Origin of the sequence: Halalkalibacter urbisdiaboli (assembly GCF_002156385.1) — a bacterium.
Taxonomy (GTDB): domain Bacteria; phylum Bacillota; class Bacilli; order Bacillales; family Bacillaceae_D; genus Halalkalibacter_A; species Halalkalibacter_A urbisdiaboli.
Window position 1 is genome coordinate 547,369 of sequence record NZ_MVJM01000001.1, and the last position, 22,372, is coordinate 569,740.

Consider the following 22,372-nt stretch of genomic DNA (forward strand, 5'->3'; position numbering starts at 1 on the left):
GAACTCATCCTTTCTAACTTTGATCCAATAACCAATCAAAAACCTCACCCAAGCTATCACATATCTTAATAGGCTTGTCATTCGTTGTTGGTGACTTCTTTCTCGAATTTAAATAAACGACATCCCAACCAGCATTGCACGCTCCAATAACGTCCTGCTCCCACGTATCACCTATAAATAGACACTCTGCTGCTTTTTCCCCTAATTCCTGTTCCATAATTTTAAAAATATTTGGATCTGGTTTTGAGAATCCAACCTCTGCTGAAATTACAACTCCATCTATAATGTTTTCAGTTAATCCTAGTTTTTTCATTTTACGCATTTGAGTCTCAACTGCCCCATTAGAAATGACTCCAGTTTTGATATTGTGCTGTTTTAGCCAGGTCAGTAATGGGAGTAACGCTTCATCAGGTTCGCTAAACGTATCAACAATTTGGTCATACCGTTTGTGAAAGCGATCGGCCTCAATATCCTCACTTGGTAATGAGAAACTGTGCATCGTTTCTTCATACCTTAATCTACGGTATGTTACTGCGTCTACGTTTCCTTCCTCATAAACATTCCAAAAACGGTCACAATTCTTTTTAAAAGCGGTAAACCATATCTCAAAGGGGACTTCTTCAATACCTTTTTCTTTTAGGTAAGGAACCACTTCATGACTATAGCAATATTCAATTGCATTCTTAAAAGCCATCTCATGGCTATATAATGTGTTATCCAAATCAAAACAAATGACTTTCCAATTCATTAGAAATGCCTCCGTTATCGTTTTATTATATCAATCAACTAGCGCTTTAGAACAATGATTAGCATTAGAAAAAAAGAGCAACACCACTATGAGTAGGTTGCTCAATCATTACTATGACATTTGATTGGAACGATTAAATTGAAAAACAGAACCCATCATTTTATCGCGGACCATCGGAATCTGCATGGCTAGACCGACAGCTAATTTACGTAGCCATTTGCGGCCAAGCATAGCATTGATTACTCTGTAACGATACCGATAAGCAAAATAAAATGATACAGCAAGTGATATCATAGAAAATAATCGATTAATCAACTAAATCCCTCCTTCTTTTTATTTTGTGAATTGAGAGGACATTTTATCCATCCATAACTAAAAAGCTGCCCCAACCTGTCAGCAATGACCGATGGGGCAACCTTTACTACTTCATTAAATTTTTCAATCTAAAACAAAGGATAAATATTTGTTAACCATCTTAGCCATTTGTGCACGGGTTGTAGGCTTTTTAGGATTAAATTGATCATTTTCATTAATAATACCTGCTTGCAGAAGTAATTCTACATTATTTTTCGCATAATCACTAATAATGTGATGATCTTTAAATAATTGTAATTCCTTTTGTTGTTCGAGCATTTCGTGATTATATGTGACAAAATTCATTGCCCGGGCAATCATCGTTGCAGCCTGCTCACGTGTAACAGGTTCATTCGGTGCAAAACGCCCATCCCCCTTACCCTTGACGATTCCCACTGACACTGCAGCATTTAGTTCATTAATAAACCATTCATTGCCTTTGACATCTTTAAATGTTATCTCAGTCTCCGTTGATGGTACTAATCCTAAACTCCTTGTAATTAGAGCAACCATCTGAATTCTTGTCGTTGCTTTCTGTGGATGTACAAATCCAGCTTCATTCCCTTTGAAAATGTACTTAGAACCTAACTCATCAAAGTGAGCTTTTGCCCAGTGTGCTTCCGGAACATCTACAAAGTGTTTTTCATTTTCAACGACTACGTACTCACTGTTTTTCACACTCTTGATTGTTGCTTTGTTTTCATTAAACTTTGTCGGCACTGGTGTAAATGTTCCATCATTATTTAATTTTACTGCAGTCGAACGTTTAGGATTGAATTCTATTTCACCGACAATATCGCGTTCAACATATTGTGAAAATTGATTAATATTAAGTTTCTTATCACCTACTAAAGCGTTAACCGTAAATTCAACAATTGGCGACACTAATTGTAACTGATTATTTGTGATAACCTTATTCTGATCCTTTCCTTCATTCACCTGAATCGAAATATGAACGTTATCAATACTTTCCTCCAATTGCTGTGCCAATTTATCAACATCCAATTGCTGTACCGGTAGGCGATAGGCAACACCATTGTTACTCCTAACCTCTAAAATTCCATTTGGATTCTTTGCTTTTAAAGTTTTTACCACCTGTAAAGGAATGTCTACCTCCCTATTTTGAGCATCCTCTACTTCAAAGGTAAGTATTTTAATACCGTTTGACAGATTAATTCGCTCAATCATTTTTTCAGCTTTTACAGTTATTTTTACTTTATCCCCTTCCTTGACCACGTTTACAACATCATTATCAACAAGGATACGTCCATCAACAGGTGAAGGCGCTGGTGGTTCTGGTGTTGGTAAAGGAATCGGTTTTGGTTTAATATTACTATCTTTATCTACTTTAATTATAACTGTAGATAATGGCTCAATCGTAATACTATTTCTAGTTAAAACAAAGCCTGATTTAGTCGAAACCTCCGTTACCCCTGCCTCATCGTTATCAACCAGCACTTTTCCATCTGTCAAATCTTCCTCTAGGGAAAGAACTCTTTCTTCATTGTCTGCATTGACAAATACATAGTAGCCTGTATGATCACTTGATACATTTTTATACCCAATAACCAAATCTTGCTCTTGGATTTCAGGGGCATTAATCAACGTCACATTAGCGTCAATTAACTCCTTAGTTCCTAATCTAAATGCGTCTGTCGATCTTCTGAGCTTAATTAACCCTTCAGTATATTCTCTCGTTGTATTGTTAATTGGATAGACATCTTTATTCGTTGCCTTTTCCCAATCAAACATATTTATAGCATCTGATGAATCATAAGAATCATGAATAAAGTAGCCAAAAGTCTTTCCATTTTCGTCCTCTAAAGCATGGTACTTTTGTTGAGGGACACCTTCTGCCTTCCATTGCTTCGTTCTACCATACTCTTGGCCAGCATGAATAAATGCAGTACCTTGGGACGTTAATACCATTGTATTTCCAATGCGAATTCTTTTATGAATTTCTTCGTTATTCTCTTGAATTGCTGGGTCCTTTTTAATTGATTGTGCAATCACATCGTATAATGGTAAATTGTCATGTGCCTCAATGTATGGAACCATATCCCCAGGATCATCAGCTGGTGTATTTCCTGGCTGTGCCTTAATATTATTAAAAATCACATCGATATCTCTAACTCCACCTGTAATAAATCGAGCTTCACCTTCCGAACCAAAGCCAGATTTCAATTCATTTCGGAACTCATCTGAGAATACCCCTACACTATCTGTTTTATCCATCCAATCTTGGTCTGCACCCTTACCTTGTAGTTCAGGATCAGCTTGATCACCCGCAAAAGTCCTCCAGCCTTCTCCGATGAATAAAGCATTCTCGTTAATTTCTGCCGCAGCATCGTATGCCTTTTGAACGGATTCATACGTTGCATCACCCATCATATCCCATCTCATACCGTCGATTTTATATTCCTCAAACCAATACTTAACAGAATCAATCATGAGCTTTTCAGCCATTTTATGATTTGTTGCTAAGTTACTTCCAAAGCCCCCTACAAATTGTCCGTTAGAATTTTTCCAGAAATAATAGTCAGGTACAATATCTTCGAGTAAACTTGCAGATGCCATGTGAGTATAGACATTATCAAGGATAACCCCCATACCAGCTTCGTGAATCTCATGAATTAACTCTTTTAACTCAACGATTCTTAATTCAGGATTCCCAGCATCTTCTGAGTATGCACCGTCTGGTGTGAAATAACTGTGCGGATCATAGCCCCAGTTATATTGATTATTTGCAGCTGAATAATCAAGTTCTCTTTCATTCATGTTTGTTTCATCACCGTAGTACCAAGCCATCACCGGTAACAACTGAACATGAGTAACACCTAGTGACTTAATATATTCAAGCTTGTCAACAAAAGATGTATACGTCCCCCATCTTCCGTTTAAATCTCCTTCAATGGATGGATCAGAAGTGAAATCTCTTACATGAACTTCCCAGATAATCGCATCTTCTCTCTTTTCATACCCTTCAATATTAGCAAAACCAAAGCCCTCTGGATTTGTTCCAGTTAAATCAACAATTGCTGCTTTACCTACTTTGTCACCATCTGCTCCTACTTCTCCGGATGAACTTACCATAAATGGAGCCATTGATTTTGCATACGGATCGAGAACTTGTTTTGTCACGCCGTTATTTGTTACCTCGTATTGATAATAGTAGCCATTAAGATCGGCAACACCTAAGTCAGCTGCCGTTAACTGTAAAGACCATACACCTTTTTCACCTTTTGTTAAGCTTAATGAACCGATCTCTTGAGTAGCAAAATCTTTATCAAAGAAATTAACAACTACTTCACTAGCTAATGGGGCCCAAAGCTTAAGAGTAACATTCCCATTTTCGTGATAGGTCGCTCCAAGGTCATTTTCCTCATAGTGATACATTTCATCTAACATTCTCCAGCCAGCCTTTGCTGAAACGGTTTTATTAGAATAGGTCACACTATATGGGGTTTTTTCAGTATCGAATGCTCCGATTACTTCAACTGTCGTCGATCCAGTAATTTCCACACTATCAACTTGAACAATAGTTGCGTCCTTATTTTCAATCTTTAAACCATCAAGCAGTTCATCTTCCGTTAGACCTTCTGTCATTGTAAAGTCTAAAAGCATTTTACTATTAGAAAGTAGTTCTGCATTTCTTAACGCAATCGGAACTTCCCAGTAAGGAGAAGTGTATACCGTATCGTCGTTATTTTTAATCCAAAGTCGTTTATAACGGTCCACTAATGAAAATGTTTTATTATCACCATCTTTCGCCTCCGTTTCTCTATTCACGATAAGGAAATGAATATTTTTTGCCCCTTCCTTTACCTTTATATCAACATAAGCACCGTAACGGTCCATTTGTTGATCAGTAAATGGAATTGCACCACTTGGCCAATCATCTGAAGGAGAAACAACATCATCCCCCCACACCCATACACCAAGGTTAGCAAAATTATGATCAGCTCTATCATAATGAATTCGAACTGTATTCTCTGGAAGGTCAACCGGTTCATACGTAAAAACATCATCCGAACCTTGTCTTATCCAAATTTCATTCATGTCTGGTGAAGTAATCGTAAAGACTTTATCACCACCATCTTTTTCCCCAGTCTGACTATTTACTACGAGAAATCCAATTTTTTGTGCATTCTCTGTTAATTCGATATCAAGGTACGCCCCGTAACTATCAACTTGTTGCTCAATAAACGGAACCCCACTAGGCCAAGTCGTTGGAGGATTCGCAACATCATCCCACATCCACAAACTAAGATTTTTAAAGTTATTATCTGTTCGTTCATAATGGATACGTATATGATTATCAGGGATTTCAGTAGGCTCATTTACTACTGGCTCACCTAATTCACCTTTTAATTGATAAACAGAAAAGTCGCTTGCTGCTATTGTGATATCGATTTCCCCATGTTCATTTGGGGTTAATTCTTCACTGTTTAAAACATTGGTAAGCGTTGCACTTTTTGCCGAGCTGCGTCCATATAAATCAGCTAACCCAAATTGTTTATCTTCTGCCGACTTATTGATTAAAACTAGATATGTTCCGTTATCATCTGAACGTTCATATGCCATCACATCACGTTCTACATGAATATCCCGATACGCACCATCACGAAGAGCACTGTGCTCACTTCGCATTTTTATAATCTCTTTGTAGTGTTGAAGTATATCAAGGTTTTGCTCTGACTCGTCCCACGGCATCATTTCACGATACCAACGATCCTGCCATTCTGTATATTGCGTATGATCTTTACTTTGCGACAGACCTACCTCTGTCCCGTAGTAAATGACTGGTGACCCAGGTAATGTGAACTGAGCAGCTGATGCTAGCTTTAATTTATTCACGTCATTGCCTGCTTCATGTAAAAAACGTGATACATCATGATTATCTAGAAATGAAGTCATAATATATTCAGGGTGATATGTTTCAAGATTTGCTTCAATCATTGACTGTAAGTTAGTAAATGAGCTATTTTTAGCAAACACATCCTTAAACGTATCATGGAAGCCAAAATCAACGGCTCCATCAAGTTTACCTGAATATGAATTAATTTTTTCTCTACTATCCCAAACTTCTCCAAAGATATAAGCCTCAGGATCTGCTTGTTTTACAGCGTGACGAAAATCAACCCAATAGCTGTAGCTAGGTCCCTTGGCATAGTCAAGACGGAACCCATCAAAGTTAAGCTCTTCTAACCAGAAAGGAACAACATCCTCCAAAATATAATCACGTGTTCCTCTGTTATCATTATTTAATTGTGGTAACTCGCCAATTCCATAAAATGTTTCATAATCACTTGGCCAATTAGTAAATGTGTACCAATTATAATAAGGACTTTCCGTTCCTTTTTCATAGGCATCTTGAAAATATGGATGTTGATTCGATGTATGATTTGGTACAAAATCATAGACAACTTTCATACCTATTGCATGAGCCTCAGTAATAAGCTCTTTCATAATCTCAACCGTCCCAAAGTTGCGGTCTATTGCTTTAAAATCTGCTGGGTGATAACCATGTGAGTATGGCCCTTCGAAAACAGGTGAAATCCATAACGTATTTACACCTAATTCCTGCAAGTAAGGTAGCTCTTGAATAACTCCTTCTAAATCTCCTCCCATCCAACCTTTTAAACGTTCTTCAGTAGGTTGACTTTCATCTACATCGTAGTTAATACTTTCATTCCCATCTTTAAATCTATCAACAAAAATATGATAGATCGTTGCATCCTTTGCCCAAATAGGTGTTGTAAATTCATCAACATAATAAGCAAACTCTGTTGCCTCTTCAGCTGTTTGACTATTTGTATCCGCAAATTGAGATTTTTCACCATTTGTGTCCCAGACATCTACTTTATACTTCACAGGAGTTTGATTGGTTTGCTTAGGAATCACCCCTGTTAACATTGATGTGAACAGCCCATTTTCTTCATTTGTAGACACGACTTCCATCGGTACAAATTCACCATTTGTTGCTACTCCCCGGTTACCATGAGGAGAGGAACCATCTACTGTAAAATAAATTCCTCCATCTGTTATCGGACCATAGTGTTCGACTGTAGTCGTAATCGTTACATCATCAGTACTAGATGGAATATGAGGTTTAAAGTCAAAATCATGCGACACATTTTTTGCTACTGGGATTGCCTCCCATTTCGAAACAACGTCTTCGTACAGTTTACCATTCTCTTCAAAACTGGCTTTTCGATTTTCAGGAATCAATTCTGCATACTTTTTATCACCTAAAGCATAGCGGTATGTAATTTCTTCTCCTACATCGCCAGCTAGTTCCACACGCCATTTTCCACCTTCTCCTTTTTGCATTGGCGTGACCGTATAGTTGAAATGATTTAAGCTTGAAGCAACTGTCGGTGTAATCCAGTCAGGAGTTTCAGGTGGGAGCTCGACTTCCAAAGTCAAACTACCTGTAAAGTCATCTAGATTTAATCGAACATCTACTGTACGTTCGTTTTCCGGATGAAAAACGAAGAAATAATGACCTGATTGTGGTGGTGTAAATACTAAATTACTCCCTTCCATCCAATTATCATCCATCACAAACTTATATTCTACTTTTTGACCACCTGTTAGTGGAATACCTTCACTAACCCATTTGTTCTCCGTATTATCATAGGTTAATGGGTTATCATTGCTTCCCCAATCAAGAGCAGCTGATCCACTACCACGCAAAACAACAGTTTCATATGTTTGCTCATTTGCTTCAGCTTGCACGACGCATGCAAACGTTTGCATAAATGGTAAAAAAATAAGAACAAACGCCGTTATTAAAGAAAGAAATCTGTTCATACTTATCCTCCTATTTATTTATTATGCAAGCGCATGTTAACGCTTACACTTCGTTTTATTATAAAGTAATTTATTTCGCTAGTCTAGTATGAATTTTCATATATAATACAATCATTTATGCAATTATAGCTATAAATAGGCAAGCGATTGCTTTCTTATAAAAAAAGAAACCATTACAAAATCAACACTTTTGCAATGGCTCTACTCATATTAGGTTAATCGCCAATATATTTGCTATACAAACTTCTTGCTCTTGTTAAGTCTTCTGTTCCTTGAACGAGGATACGTCCATCTGGAAAAATAACGAGACGCTCTCCTTCATCTAATTGCACTCTTAAGAGAAAAGGTGTTTCCTTTACCTGCGCTACTCGCTTTAACCGTTCACTCCACAATTTTAAATCATTTTTCTGACCTCGGTTAATTTGAACCGTTTCCCGTCCACATAATGTCGTTACCTCATCCTGTTCAGAATGCAATGATGGATATTCTTTTAATTGACATGTCGGACAGTCTTTCTTCGGTAGTTTAAACTTCATATCAAATTGATGATTATTCCATACATCAAACGTTCGCAGTGTTCCTCTTAACGAGTCGATATCTCCAACTAAATATTTCAGCACTTCAATTACTTGATAAGATGAAACAATATCTACAACTGGGCTAATGACCCCAATTGTATCACAGGTTTGCCCCTGTCCATCACCATGTTGTATAAAACAACGCAAACATGGGGTTTTACCTGGAATAAAAAGAGCAGACATCCCTCTAGCACTTACAGCCCCTCCATATGCAAAGGGAATTCCTTTTTTAAAGCAAGCATCATTTAATAAAAAACGAGTCTTGAAATTATCAGTTCCGTCCAATACTAGATCGACACCTTCAAGAAGCCGGTCCAGATTCTCAACAGTCACATCACCAACTATGCCCTCTATTGTAATATCCGAATTAATCATCCGCAGTTTACGTTCAGCTGCTACTGCTTTTGGTGTGCTTTGTTTTACATCTTGCTCGTCAAATAACATTTGACGCTGCAAGTTACTTGCTTCTACATAATCCCGATCAATTAGCCTAACATAGCCAACACCTGCACGAACTAAATGATTGGCTATCACTGTCCCTAATGCTCCAATTCCAACAATTAAGACCTTACGCTTTGAAAGCTTTTCCTGTCCCTCTTCTCCTATTGGACTAAAAAGCATTTGGCGCGAATACCGCTCGAAACTCATGTAATCCCCCCTTAGACGAATACAATGCCTAACCCGATTCCAATTAAGGCACCAGAGGCTGTACAAATTAAATTAACAACATCATTATTAATCCAAGAAACTCCAGAAATTCTTTCCGTTTTTTCCTGACAATGTTCTAATTGTTCTGTTTCGACTGAGCACTCTTTACATCTATAAACAACTTGAATAGAAGCACCTGCTACTGTATCAATCAAATTCCCCGCAAAGCCAGCAATCGTTAATACTAATAGAAGAACATGGCTATGAGAGGTGTTGCTCCACCAAAAGAAAATCGAACAGACGACAATTAGAAAACTGCCCGCAAATGCGGCTGCTGAACCGATTGCGGTTACTGCACCAGAAGTACCGGCAACTACTCGTTTCCATGTAATAATGTGCAAGGGACGTTGCTTGCTTAACGTTCCTATTTCTGACGCCCAAGTATCTGCATTTGCAGCAGCCAAACTCGTAACAAACCCAAAAATTAAATATGGTGACGGAAATAAACCGTATAGGATGGCCATACAAGCTGCAATTCCACCGTTTGCCAACACTTGTCCCCCATCTCGCTGTTGTCCCTTCTCAACAATCCCATTACCCTTCTTTTCCTTTTGAAAGGAACTCCACATTGTTGAGCTTATAAAAAAAACAGCTAAAAGGAAAAGACCTTGAATTCCAAAGCCGAATAGAGTCGAAGCACCAACAAAACTAGCCATTATCAATCCTGACTTTGTTAACTTCTTAAATAGGTAGGCTAATAGAGCAAATAGAATAACAGCTATATAAGACATGATTGTCATCGAAGAGCTCCTTGTGGTGTAATTAAATGCTCAATCGGAATATCGTGTTTTTCAGTAGGAATACTAGGGACAATTTGACAATCAAATGCAAGGGCAACGGTCGTTCCTTTGAAGCTAGGTAAATAACGATCATAGTACCCTCCACCGAACCCTAAGCGAGACCCTTTTAGGTCAAAGGCAAGTCCAGGAACAATTAAAGTGTCAATTTGATCCGGTGAAACGAACGGACATTCTTCAACTTTAGGTTCTCTTAATTGAAAAAAAGTTTCCTCTACCTCATCATAGCTAGTAATGAAATAAAAATCCATCTCATGAGTTTCCACATTTACTCGAGGTACGGCTACTCGCTTGTTACTATTCCATGCATTCTTTATTATTGCTTCGGTTGAAACCTCTTTTTTTCTCGATAGCGTAATCCCAATTACATGAGCTTCTTTCCAGTAATCTTGCTTAAAAAGTTGTTCTGCAATATTAGCTGATTGTGTTAAGTAAACATCATTAGATAATGCATTTAAACGAGCGATTGTTTTCATTCGTAACGATTTCTTTTCGTCCATAACCCCTCTCTCCCAGCTTTTCAAAACTTTATGTATAAGTTTTAATCAACGGCGTAACGTGACTCTGATATATTATACTTTTTAAATTTTTAAATAAAAAATAAGCAGTGGAAAATCCAGCTGCTTATTTTGTCTCACGGTGAAGAGTGTGGCGCTTTAATCTTGGGCTGTATTTTTTAAGTTCAATACGCTCAGGATTTGTACGCTTATTTTTTGTTGTAATATAGTTACGATCACCTGTCTCAGTGCAAGCAAGTGTGACGTTTACACGCATTCATTATCCCTCCAGACTATGCTTTCTCATACTTGAATATGATAGCAAATCTTTCGAGACGAATCAAGTGTTTTTTCTTTACAGCTATAATGAATAACTTTCCAAGTCATAAAGTAACCGCTCATGCTCCTTGTGTAATTGCTCAATTGATTGGTCGTGCAGCATCCACATGCATCCATGCTTTTCCCCCCATGGGGCTAAACGGAGTCTAGCTGTAAACATACTTTCAGTTGATTGATGACTTATTGGTAATAAATGAAGCGTTCCTTTTGCTTCATTCCACGTGGACTTTGGATCACCTGCAGCAAATTGTTGTTTGCTCTTTGAACCAAACGAGCCTGATACCATTGTATATTCACCATCAAAATGATGAATTAACGCTTTTGATATCGGTGAATAAAAAGTAACTTTCTCTGAACCGCTTTCCATTCCTGATTTCTGATAAAAAACAATACGAACCTCGCGCTCAGAATTAGATTGATTTTTAATAAGAATTTTTCGTAAAATTCCTTTACCCGATTCATCAGCTTGGTCTAACAAGGTGATGTGAAGATTGCTCTTTAGATGATAGGCCAAACTAATTGTCAAGTCACCCTTTTCATAGTAAGACGGAAATAAGTCCCATTCCTTTTCAGTTAACCATGAAAGATGTCCATCCATCCAAACACCAATCTCCGAAAAAATTTTTCCTGTTTTCGAAGAGCTAATACTTAGCTGGATCCCGAGTGACGATGGTAAATGACGATCATAATTGCTTATATTGGTTAATTTTTTCAATGTATTCATCGGCGAGTTCCTTTGCAAGTAATTCTTCTCCAGCCTGTGCATAGATTGTAAATGTTGGTTCATCTTGATTGGGTACAATGAATGTCCAACTCCCTTCTTGATGTCGAATTTTCATTCCATCATTCAATTCAACTTCTTTGCCTATGAAACTTTCCATCAACTTACGCATAACCGTTCCTTTTTGCTCTGTATGACAAGAAACACTCTCCTTATACATTACATCGGTAGGTAGTACATGTAACCGTTCTGATAACGTCACTTGACCCTTCGACAAATCATGAAGTAAATGAGTCAATGCAAATACCGTATCATATAAATATAATTGTACCGACCGCTCTACCTCCATCATTGCTCTCGCTGTTCCCTTCGTCCGAATCAACTCGATTTCATAGCCAGCAGCTATTTCTTCTAAAGCATTCCCACCGTGTAGCGGAATCGCAATTTGTTGCTTATTTCCATTACATAGCTGCATTGAAACAAATAACGCAAGCTGTTCTTCTTCGGAAACAATATCCCCTTCTTCTGAAACTAGTGACATAAATTCTCCACTTTCACCAATAATGACACCAAAGTCAGCTCCTTGACATTGTATAAGCTGTCGAAATTGTTCAACCTCCATATGACTGTAAACGTTCTCTACCTCACAATTCAAATCGGATAACACCGAGAAAAGGAGCTGATGATCTTCGCTTCTTTCATCAAGTACAGAGATTTTAAAGGAACGAGCACGAATTCGACTTTCATTAATCGAACGTATTAATTCATTTTTATAAATAAATTCAACTGTCTCGTTTTTCTCAAAGCTTCCTACATAATCGAACGCAACTCTACGATAATTTTGAAATACTACTTTCTGTTCTAACTCTCTTTGAATATTTGAAGAAATCGGCAATCCATTTCCTTCAAAAAACTCAACTATTGCTTGCTGTTGTTGTTTTCGGTTTGACATTCTTACGAAAATTCCACCTTGGACTTGATGTTTCTCCAATGCATAGCGCAACACCGGAAGCATTGTTTCGCCAACATCAATGATATTTACCCCTGTTGCTTGTAAGCTTTGAACTAATGTTGTTTTTAATAATTGTGTATATGGATGTTTATCTCCACCTACATAAACTGTATCTTCTCGTTTCAATAATGAGCCAAAGGCGGCACCAAGCTTTGCAACCTGCTCCGGTGTCATTTCGATATTTGCAACTCCAACTGCTTGATGTCCTTGTAAAACAGGTTGCGCACTATTACTATCATTCCAAACAATAGATTGATGAATAGTCGTTTCAGATTTGATTGTTTTATGTGGCCAAAGCTTTATGCCTGGCTGAATTTTTGCTTCTTCACCGATGATGCAATGATGTCCAATGACAGCCTCTTCATATACAACCGATTTCATCCCAAACGTTACTCCTTGGCATACTGTCGAACCTCTTAATTCACTATCATCCCCTACATAAACACCATCCCATATAATTGTTCTTTTTGTGGATGCCCGGTTAGAAACGGTTGAATCATTTCCTAATACAGTATGTGCTCCTAATACCGCATCTTTACGAACAATGGTTTGATTCCCAATTGATAAAGGTGCTTCAAGTTTGACCCCGTCTTCGATAACAACATCCTTACCTACCCATATTCCTGGCTCTATTTCCTCACCAGCAATCGCTACTTGTACATCTCTATTTAAAATATCGATTTGTGCTTGGCGGTACTGCGAAAGATTACCAATATCGGACCAATACCCCTCTGCCGCATAACCAAACAAACCACTACGAGATTCTAATAATTTAGGGAAGACATCTTTACTAAAATCTGTCACCTTATTTTCATCGATAAAGGAAAAAACGGATGGATCCATAATATAAATTCCTGTATTAACCGTGTCACTAAATACTTCGCTCCAGCTTGGTTTTTCTAGAAAACGAACAATTTCGTCCTGTTCATTCGTCATAATGACTCCAAACTCTAACGGACACGGAACCTTTTTCATGAAAATCGTCACTACGCTGTTCTTTTGTTCGTGAAAGGCAATTCCTTTTGATAAATCAAAATCAGTTAATGCATCGCCACTAACGACCACAAATGGTTCATCGAGAAAATCTTGTGCTTGTTTCACACTGCCAGCCGTACCTAGCGGTGTTTCTTCTTCAAAGTAGTGGAGATTTACTCCAAACTCTTGACCATCTCCAAAATAATCTCGAATAGCATCAGGCAAGTATTGAACCGTTACAGCAATATCGGTAATTCCATACTTTTTTAATAATTCAATACTGTACTCCATTACAGGTTTTTGAACAAGCGGAACCATTGGTTTTGGTAATTGACAAGTTAGTGGGCGCAGGCGTGTACCCTTTCCCCCAGCCATAATGACACCTTTCATCTATTAGCCTCCATTTCTTATTCACTTACTACTAGTAGTTTTTTATCTAAACATCTATCAATAACGCGTTGTGTTTGCTCAGCAATCGTATTCCAATTAAACTTGGTCTTTAAATCACGAAAGCCTTGTGTAGCAAGACCTTCCCTTAAAATTGGATGATTGTATAAGTAAAGCACCTGTGAAGCGAGGCTCTGAGCATCTCCCGGAATCATTCTTAGTCCATTTTCACCGTGCTCAATAATTCCTCGTAATCCACCGGTATCTGAAACGATTGTTGCTTTACCAGCAGCCATTCCTTCTAAAGCAACAATTCCAAACGGCTCATATAAACTTGGAAATACAGTTGCGTCACAACGTTGAAACCATTCATTTCGTTCATCATCTGATATATAACCGAGAAACTGAATATACTCTTCTAATCCGCGTTCCTGTACTTGCAGGCGGTATTCTTCGAGCATAGGTCCCTTCCCAGCTATAACAAATTGAATTTGTCTTTCTCGCTCACGAATAATTTCTGCTGCTTCAATGACTGTTTGATACCCTTTTTCCTTCACAATACGTCCAACTGAAAAGACTGTGAATTTATTATTTAGCGGTAAGTCGAATTGGTTTATTTGCTTCGGCCGAATTAGTTCCTCATCGACACCATTAGCGATAATCGTTATTTTCTCTTCTGGTAAATCGAAAAGGGTTTGGACTTCTTCTTTCATATAATCACTGCAAACGATGACACGTTTCGCCTCATACATAAGTTCCCATTCTTTTTGATGAATCTCATGTTGTAAACTTGAATGGATCCCATCGTTACGGCCATGTTCGGTGGCATGAATCGTCGCAATTAACGGAAGTTCTAAATACGCCTTTAATGATTTTGCGGCGACACTTACAAGCCAATCATGAGCATGTATTAAATCAAATGTATGCTTTCTTGCTAATTTTTCAACATACTTAGCCATGGCTACATTCAAGCTTGCAACCCAATCATAAAATGAAGCGGCTTCTGGTTGGAGACCACGAATTCGGTGAACATGAACCCCTTGATTCACCTCATATTCTGGATATCCATCAACAAAGGAAGTAATAACATGAACCTCGTCCCCTTTGCTCACCATTGTCCGAGAGAGATCGAAGACATGTCGTGATAACCCACCGACAACCATTGGAGGATACTCCCAACTAAGCATTAGAATGTTTCGTTGAGGAGGTTTCTCTGCATGATACATTTCTTGGACATATCGGTCATGAGGAGAAATAAACAAGGTTTCGTCTACATCCTCTAAAAATGGGTACGTCCTTTCCATATAAGCAATATCGTCTTCGTGGCAATTCTTTTCTAAAAGTTTTTCCTTTAAATGATCAAAGCGTGTTACATGAGAACGAAATCGTTCATCAGCATACTGTGCAGCACTTTGGTTATCTAAAATAAAGGCCCAATCACTACTCACAGCTAGCATCCATTCGCGAACCATTTGTTTCAACATTCGTTTTTCAATTGGACTAGGTGCACAATGAACAGCTGTGGCAACAGCCAAATCTTGCTCCATCCGATGAAGATGACTATAAATGTATGCATTGCGCTCGTTTAACCAGACGTCACCATATCCATCCCGTCCCCAAGTTGAAAAAGAGACATGACAAGTATCAAAATCTTGATAATGACGGCGCAGATACTCTTCAGGACTTATAAATGAAATCGAATCCTTTCCTTTTAACAAAATTGCTTCAATCCATTCCGGTCCTTCATACCACCAATGTCCAAATAATTCAGCATCAAAAGGGGTTACCATTATGTATGGAGGGAAGCATTGCTCTCCGTGTTTCTCAATTTCTTTATGAATAGATTCAATAAAATGTGTGGCATGAGCGTGAACCTTATTTAGCGCCCAATTACGGACATAGATCTCTTTCTCCTCTACATTCCCCGTAATACGCTTATGCTTTAAACCTGTATCAATCCGAATCCCTTCTGGGTGGACGTAAGGCTTAATATAATCCCATTCTCGCTCATAAGCGATATCTCGGTAAAATTCACGATAATCGACATCACCTGGATAACCTAGTGTTGAACTCCATACATGACTTGATAAATCAGTATGTCGTGGAAATAGCAAAAGTCCATGTGGGGAGTAAATAGGGGCCCCACTTTTTTTAGATGGTGTTGGCTCTGCATGCAATACAGAATGTTCATCTACAAACGTGTACCGAATCCCTTCCTCGATTAAAATACGGTCAATTCCAGGTGCAATCGCACACTCAGGTAACCAAAAGCCGAGCGGTCTCCAGCCGAAGTGTTTTTCAAATGTTCGGATCCCTTCAACAACCTGTGAACGAATGGCTGCTTTCGTTTTGACATAAGGCAAAAATGCGTGAGTAGCAGCTGATGTCATTAGCGTTACTAAACCTTGTTCTGCTAAGTGCCGAAAAGCTTGTAGTATATTTTTATCCCATTCAAGAAAAGTTTTTTTAATCTTCTGATAACGCTCTTTGTAAAAAGAAACCAGTTCACTCATTGACTCATCTTTAGCAAGTGTTTCTTCCTTACCAATTAACTCTTCCGTTTTTAACAAGTAATCTACATATCTCTCTTGTAAAATCCTATCTGCCAACATTTCCATCAATGGAGGAGAAAACGAAATTGTTACGGCTCCTTTAACAGAAGCCGATTCTAATGACCAAAGGAGCGGAATATATGTTTCTGTTATAGCCTCAAACAACCAGCGTTCTTCTAATCGGTTTTCCTCCTCATGGCGCACAAAAGGTAAGTGTGCATGTAGGACTAATGAATAGTAGCCTTCCTTCAAAATAGCTTCCCTCCTACTTAACTGATTCATAGTATGAATACGTACTGAAATGCTCTAGCCACTGAGGCTCATGTTGATTTCCTTCACGCCATTGATATACAGCCTCTATACGACTCCCTCCATCTTCACTTCTCATCCTAGGCGTATCTATCGGATTAGAGCGAAGTATACTTAAAAAGGTTTGGTCATTTGTATAAATCCCAAAATCCACAATATATGTGCGGTTTGCCTCAAGTCCATGAAAATACCAATTATTTGTCATTTCTGGGATATTAACATCCAGATAACGATGCGCGTTATGACCATTAAACTCAATCAACGTTACATCATAAATACGTAAACATTTTGGTAATTCTGACCATGCTTTCCGGCAATGATGCTCTAGCATATTTCTTGTCGACGTTTTAGTGTCCCAAAAGGCAAAAACACTAGTTGGTCCTTTCGATAACAATGTTAATTCATCGTGTTCATAGCTGAGGGGAAGACTACATTCATTGTCACATTCCTCTGTTACAACTGTTAATTCTTCGTGTTCAACATGCTGTTCTTCTTGATATTTTTGATACCGATATTGAACTTTGCCGACGGTTGTGTTTAACTCCTTAGCTATCTTTCGGAAGGAGAAACCTTCTTCTCGCAGAGCAATTATTTGTTCGATCATTAAGTACCTCCCCATATTTCTTTCTTCAAGAGTTTTCTATTTTTATAGCGTCTATCTATCAATCATTTTTTTGATAGTTTTATCATACCTTCCTAAAAATGAAGGAACAAGAAGGTGAAATTGTCTCAATTTGTCAGGAGCGCACAAGAACAGAGCAAACGATACCTAAAAAAATCTTTCGCCTTATTTCGCTAGCAGTTGATGTCAAACATTTGTGTCGGAATATCAGGAATTGAAGATTTTTTAAACGACTCGATTGCTAAATTCAAATGCTGTCGAATGACTGAAATAGATTTCCATTTCGTTTCGGGGCGTCTGGCGTGTATAATAGAATAATCATTAGTTCGATAGAAGGAGAAGGGTTAACATGCTAGAATGGACTCTCATAATTCTTCTATCTGTCTCTATTCTTCTTTTTATCTTGTCTTTTTTTCAAAAGGACAAATCCAAGGAAGTCGAACGGCAGATGGAGAATTTTTCAATTACACTTATGCAAGAAATTTATCAATTAAAAAAGAAAATCCGAATTTTAGAAGAAGAGCTACTTCTCGGGCCTGAGCCAGTTTCTCAGAATTCACCACAGAATAAACTTTCCCAAGATGTGATTCAATTTTACGAAGAAGGATACTCAATTGAGGAAATTTCAGACGCAACTACACTGACACCTATGGAAGTTGAGCGAATACTAAGACCTTATTTAAACGGTGAAAGTGGAAGGGGATCTATCTGATGAATCGATATGTCTTAAGAGGGCTTGCTAGCGGCATCCTCCTAACAACTGTCCTTTTCGGTTATTTGTACGTATCTGGCACTTTTATAGATACATCTCTACAAGTCTCTGAAGATCCCTTAACCGTTGATGAAATGATTGTCGAATTAGAAAAAGAGGGATATTACGTATCTGTCGAAGCTCCAATAGCCAACCCTCCAACAGAAGAGACCGTTGATGAACGTCCAAATCATGCTAGCCCAGAGAGCGTTACTGTTTATACAACTGTTCTTCGGATAACATCTGGAATGACTAGTAGGGATGTTGCAAAACAACTAGTTCGAGGTCAAATTATAGAGGATGAACAAGCTTTTCTAAACTACATGCAATCCACCAATCGAAATAAAATAATTCGTACAGGCGAATACGAGATTCGCAGTAATATGTCTGTTGAAGAAATTGCAGACATCATCTCATAAACATTTTTACATGCAAAAAAACAGCGTGCCTCTATTGAAGCACGCTGCTTTTTTATTCCGTAATATCTTCAAGAATCGGTTGGTCTTCGCTTATTGGACCGTTTCGTTGTTCCTTTAAATCAAAATATGCATCAAGCATTGCCTTACTAACATTTCTTGAAAAAGAACCATTTGCACCAGATGCTGAATCTCGTTTTGCATATGGTACAACAACAACAAAGGATACCTCCGGATTATTATACGGAGCATAACCTATAAGTGTTTGTGTGTTTCCATCTACCAAACGACGGTTATCTCCTTCGCCAACAGCTACTTTCACTTGAGCTGTCCCCGTTTTTCCAGCAGGTTGATAAGGCGCATTTGCAAAGGTACCGCTTGCAGTACCATTTGTCATTACTCCACGCAATCCCTCTTGCACGCGGTTAATATACGTATCACTCATATCAATACGGTTAAGAACGGTCGGCTCAAAACGTTGAATAACTGCCCCTGGCTTTTCTTTATTAATTGTCGGTTCCCTTATTTCTTTAACAAGACGTGGTTGCATCCGATAGCCATCATTTGCGACAGTTGAAATATACTGAGCAAGTTGTAGTGGTGTATACGTATCAAACTGGCCTATAAACAGGTCGAGTAGGTTACCAGCACGTTGAATTCCACCACTTAAACCAGATGATGCAGAGGGAAGATCGATCCCTGTTTCAGAGCCTAACCCAAATTGACTAAAATAATAACGAGCGTCATTATAAGCTTTTTCGATCGTTGCCGAGTTCCAACAACATTGACTCTTTGAATTATAATTCGCCATTTTCATTGCAATTTCGAACATATACACGTTTGAAGAAACTTCTAGCGCCCGTTTATCATCAATCCACCCAAAGTTACGAACTGATTTCTTTTCTTGTGTTCCTGGTAATTTTATCGGACGATCATGGAAGCGCGTATACGGACTTGTAACACCAGTTTGAAAACCAGTTAAAACGGAAGCCGCCTTAACCGAAGACCCCATTTCAAATGCTTTATTAATATTCCCGATATGATCGTCATATTGACTCCGCTCTCGATCAGCAGGGTCCCAATAGCCGACCATCGCTAAAATATCGCCTGTTCGAGGGTCCATCATAATCGCATAAGCTTGACGGTCTTTTATAAATGCATTTGGAGATTTTTTCATTTCTTCTTCAATCGCAGCTTCTACCTTTTGTTGAAGCTCCATATCAACGGTCAACACAAGGTCATTTCCTCTTTGTCCAAGCTGCTCATTAATTGAACGCTCAATGGATTTACCTCCAGTCGAAGTTGTAATGCTTTCAACAATAGCTTTTTGACCACGGAGAACATCCTCATATTGATATTCTAGAAAGCTAGTTCCTACTATATCTGATCGATCGTATCCACGAGATAGATAGTAATTTAACCGTTCGCGAGGAATCGATCCTGTCGATCCAAAAATACTTCTTAATGAGTTACCGTAAACATAGCTTCTTCTCGAATCTCTTAAAATATCAACACCTGGCAATTGATCTAAGTACTCACTCAAAATATGAGCCTCTTCATCGGTAATTCCACGTTTAATTCGTTGAGGCACGTTAGCATATCCCCTAGACATTTCACGAAAGATTGCTAATACTCTTAAGTCTTGATCGGATAATTGCGCCAAATGTTCCTCTGTTATTCGATTAAGCTCGAGCTGATATTCTTCGCTAGGCTCTAAATCACTTCTTTCTTTCTTTGAAACTAGCTCATATTTTACTTCTGTTGGTTGCTTTATTAGCCAAAAGTCCTTTTTATCTCGTTCGGTAATTTGACTAGTGTCAACATCTATTAGCTTTTCTAATTTTTCCGCTATTTTCAATATCTCTTCTGGTTTCGTTTGTTGTGAAGGATTCGTATAAGTGACTGAGAGCTCAAGTTCATTATCTACAATTACATGATTGTACGCATCGTACATCAATCCACGTGGAGCATCAATTCTAGCTGTCGTATTACTTGTTCTTTCTAAGTCTCTGACAAACTCTTCCCCTTGAACAATTTGAACGATTCCTAAACGGAGAATCAATGCAGAAAACAAAATGAAAACAGCAAAAAATAGTACGTTTAATCTTAGTGGAATGTGACGTTTTTTTCTTTGTTTGTTTTTCCCCATCCCAATCGTCTCCTCTTTAATATGCAAACATGACAATAGACACCCAGTTGGGTGCCTATGAACTTAAGTACGTTGTAACCCGCGTATGCCGTTACTTCAATTGTTTCATGAACCTACTCTCGTAGGTGGGTGCTCGCAGAAAATCATTCAGCTTCCAGCATATACTGGCTTGCTGGCAGATTCTCAATATAAAGCTCCCTTTAAAAATTCAAGGTTCGAAACAAGTAGAAGCTCACTAACACGGCAGGCATTTTGTTTAAAATTATTATAGCACAACAAAGTGAATTGTCAAAGGAAATCCAGTTTAAAACCTTCTTAAACAGAGGTACCACCTGAATCTCCTTCACCCTTCTTTTGTCTGGCAAACATATGGCTCTCTCCACCATGATCATCTTTAAATTGTACATGCCGAACGAAGAAATAAATCATTGTATGTCCAGCTCCTAAAATGAGAAGTAAAATCGGTATTGCTTTATCCTCTGGAAAAATCAGAATCGTAAAAAGAAACGTTAATACCGAAACAATCCGCCCACCGTTTAAGAAGAGTTCACGGACGACAATATATTCGATTCTCATTTCAGCAGCCTTCCATCCCTTACCAATTACGTCATATGTAAGGGAGACATAAGGAACAAGTAACATTGGATAAGCAATGGATGTAGCGACACCATACATAATTAAACGAGTAAAATTTAACTCAAAGACGATTATAAAGATTGCAGCATAAACAATGATCCCACCAATAAGAATCATCTTTTTTCGAAAACCTGGCTTTATTAATCGCGTAACACAGTAATAGGTGACAAATTGCACCGCCGAAGCAACCAGTCCAAAGGTACCGATTGCTAGTTCACTTCCCGTAGCAATATAGACCCAGACAACAATAACAAAAACAAATGTCCCTTCACGAAGCCCTTGAAAGAAATGAGCATGTAATATTCTTTGCCAATTTTTATCTTTTTTACGTTGTTGAAAAACCTTTTTAAAATAAAATTGGCCCTCTGCCGATCGACGTTTTAACATAAAACTTGTTAAAACCGCAGCAACAAATAATCCAAGGGATATTGTAAAAATAACGGTATACCCAGTAAACTTCTCCATTCTAGTAATGATAAAACCTGATACAATCGGGCCTATCATCCCTGCAAAAGAAGTCAACAAACCAAGAAACCCATTAAAGAAGTCTCTTGTGTCTGGTTCTGTTATCTCAAATGTTAATACATTAAAAGCAAGCCAATAAAAACCAAAGCCTGTACCTATAACAGCTCCTAATATAATGAGGTAATCATTTGCTAGGTCACCAAGTAAAAGAACTGTCGAAAAGAACACAGCTAATGATATAACCCCTGCTCTTAAAACAATAACCCTGTCAATTTTCTTTGCCCATTTACCCGCAAGAAGAAAGGCAAATGGCTGCAGAACGACAGATGCCAAGTTGTATAAGGCTAGGTCTACAAATTCCCCTGACTGCTTCCACAAGTACACATTTACAAATGTATTGGAAAGCGCAATACTTAGGGCATAAAGCCCACCTATTATAAGTAATAATTTTAAATCTCTTGTAACTTCTATATCACCAATCACTTTCTTTAGCACTGTTTTTTTCACCGACTCCACCACCCTCATGAGTAGTGTGTCTCC

Annotated in this window: 15 protein-coding genes and 1 other RNA gene; 2 read left to right on the forward strand and 14 right to left on the reverse strand. The window is 38.2% G+C overall.

Going from position 1 to position 22,372, the window contains the following annotated elements; genetic code table 11:
- Positions 1-13: 13 nt before the first annotated feature.
- From B1R93_RS02820 to B1R93_RS02885, 11 genes are all read right to left on the reverse strand, one after another.
- Positions 14-748, reverse strand: coding sequence for an HAD family hydrolase (locus tag B1R93_RS02820; RefSeq protein ID WP_088102461.1), 735 nt, complete (start codon positions 746-748; stop codon positions 14-16).
- Between the two features lie 111 nt (positions 749-859).
- Positions 860-1,063, reverse strand: a complete 204-nt coding sequence (locus B1R93_RS02825) for a sodium:proton antiporter (protein WP_245308173.1) — start codon at positions 1,061-1,063, stop codon at positions 860-862.
- 123 nt (positions 1,064-1,186) lie between these two features.
- The gene (locus tag B1R93_RS23285) at positions 1,187-7,918 is read right to left on the reverse strand and encodes a pullulanase (RefSeq protein ID WP_245308174.1); all 6,732 of its coding nucleotides are present in this window, start codon (positions 7,916-7,918) and stop codon (positions 1,187-1,189) included.
- Between the two features lie 215 nt (positions 7,919-8,133).
- Entirely contained in the window at positions 8,134-9,144 is a 1,011-nt protein-coding gene (locus B1R93_RS02850) for a thiazole biosynthesis adenylyltransferase ThiF (protein WP_088102462.1), read from the reverse strand.
- An 11-nt stretch (positions 9,145-9,155) separates the two neighbouring features.
- Positions 9,156-9,944, reverse strand: a complete 789-nt coding sequence (locus B1R93_RS02855) for a DUF92 domain-containing protein (protein WP_245308175.1) — start codon at positions 9,942-9,944, stop codon at positions 9,156-9,158.
- Positions 9,941-10,501 (reverse strand): 5-formyltetrahydrofolate cyclo-ligase, encoded by a 561-nt coding sequence (locus B1R93_RS02860; protein WP_088102463.1) that lies wholly within the window; start codon positions 10,499-10,501, stop codon positions 9,941-9,943. The genes B1R93_RS02855 and B1R93_RS02860 overlap by 4 nt, the downstream gene beginning before the upstream one ends.
- 124 nt (positions 10,502-10,625) lie before the next feature.
- Positions 10,626-10,775, reverse strand: a complete 150-nt coding sequence (rpmG, locus tag B1R93_RS02865; RefSeq protein WP_088102464.1) for a 50S ribosomal protein L33 — start codon at positions 10,773-10,775, stop codon at positions 10,626-10,628.
- Between the two features lie 84 nt (positions 10,776-10,859).
- Complete coding sequence (locus tag B1R93_RS02870) at positions 10,860-11,561, reverse strand: hypothetical protein (RefSeq protein WP_088102465.1); 702 nt, start codon at positions 11,559-11,561, stop codon at positions 10,860-10,862.
- On the reverse strand, positions 11,521-13,935 hold the full coding sequence (locus B1R93_RS02875; protein WP_088102466.1) for a sugar phosphate nucleotidyltransferase: 2,415 nt from the start codon (positions 13,933-13,935) through the stop codon (positions 11,521-11,523). Before B1R93_RS02875 ends, B1R93_RS02870 begins: the two co-directional genes overlap by 41 nt.
- 17 nt (positions 13,936-13,952) lie before the next feature.
- Positions 13,953-16,736: a 1,4-alpha-glucan branching protein domain-containing protein gene (locus B1R93_RS02880; RefSeq protein WP_088102467.1), complete on the reverse strand. Its 2,784-nt coding sequence runs from the start codon at positions 16,734-16,736 to the stop codon at positions 13,953-13,955.
- A 13-nt stretch (positions 16,737-16,749) separates the two neighbouring features.
- Positions 16,750-17,397 (reverse strand): DUF4912 domain-containing protein, encoded by a 648-nt coding sequence (locus B1R93_RS02885; RefSeq protein ID WP_088102468.1) that lies wholly within the window; start codon positions 17,395-17,397, stop codon positions 16,750-16,752.
- A gap of 367 nt (positions 17,398-17,764) precedes the next feature.
- Here B1R93_RS02885 and B1R93_RS02890 point away from each other — a divergent pair, with 367 nt between their 5' ends.
- Both B1R93_RS02890 and B1R93_RS02895 read left to right on the forward strand, forming a co-directional pair.
- The gene (locus tag B1R93_RS02890) at positions 17,765-18,127 is read left to right on the forward strand and encodes a hypothetical protein (protein WP_088102469.1); all 363 of its coding nucleotides are present in this window, start codon (positions 17,765-17,767) and stop codon (positions 18,125-18,127) included.
- The gene (locus tag B1R93_RS02895; protein ID WP_088102470.1) at positions 18,127-18,585 is read left to right on the forward strand and encodes an endolytic transglycosylase MltG; all 459 of its coding nucleotides are present in this window, start codon (positions 18,127-18,129) and stop codon (positions 18,583-18,585) included. The genes B1R93_RS02890 and B1R93_RS02895 overlap by 1 nt, the downstream gene beginning before the upstream one ends.
- A 52-nt stretch (positions 18,586-18,637) precedes the next feature.
- Here the strand turns inward: B1R93_RS02895 and B1R93_RS02900 are convergent, their stop codons facing one another.
- The 3 genes from B1R93_RS02900 to B1R93_RS02910 all read right to left on the reverse strand — a co-directional run bounded on the left by B1R93_RS02900 (position 18,638) and on the right by B1R93_RS02910 (position 22,357).
- On the reverse strand, positions 18,638-20,731 hold the full coding sequence (locus tag B1R93_RS02900) for a peptidoglycan D,D-transpeptidase FtsI family protein (RefSeq protein ID WP_088102471.1): 2,094 nt from the start codon (positions 20,729-20,731) through the stop codon (positions 18,638-18,640).
- Positions 20,732-20,803: 72 nt separating this feature from the next.
- A non-coding RNA gene (ssrS, locus tag B1R93_RS02905) (6S RNA) lies at positions 20,804-20,984 on the reverse strand.
- Between the two features lie 62 nt (positions 20,985-21,046).
- Positions 21,047-22,357, reverse strand: coding sequence for an MFS transporter (locus B1R93_RS02910; RefSeq protein ID WP_088102472.1), 1,311 nt, complete (start codon positions 22,355-22,357; stop codon positions 21,047-21,049).
- Positions 22,358-22,372 lie beyond the last annotated feature (15 nt).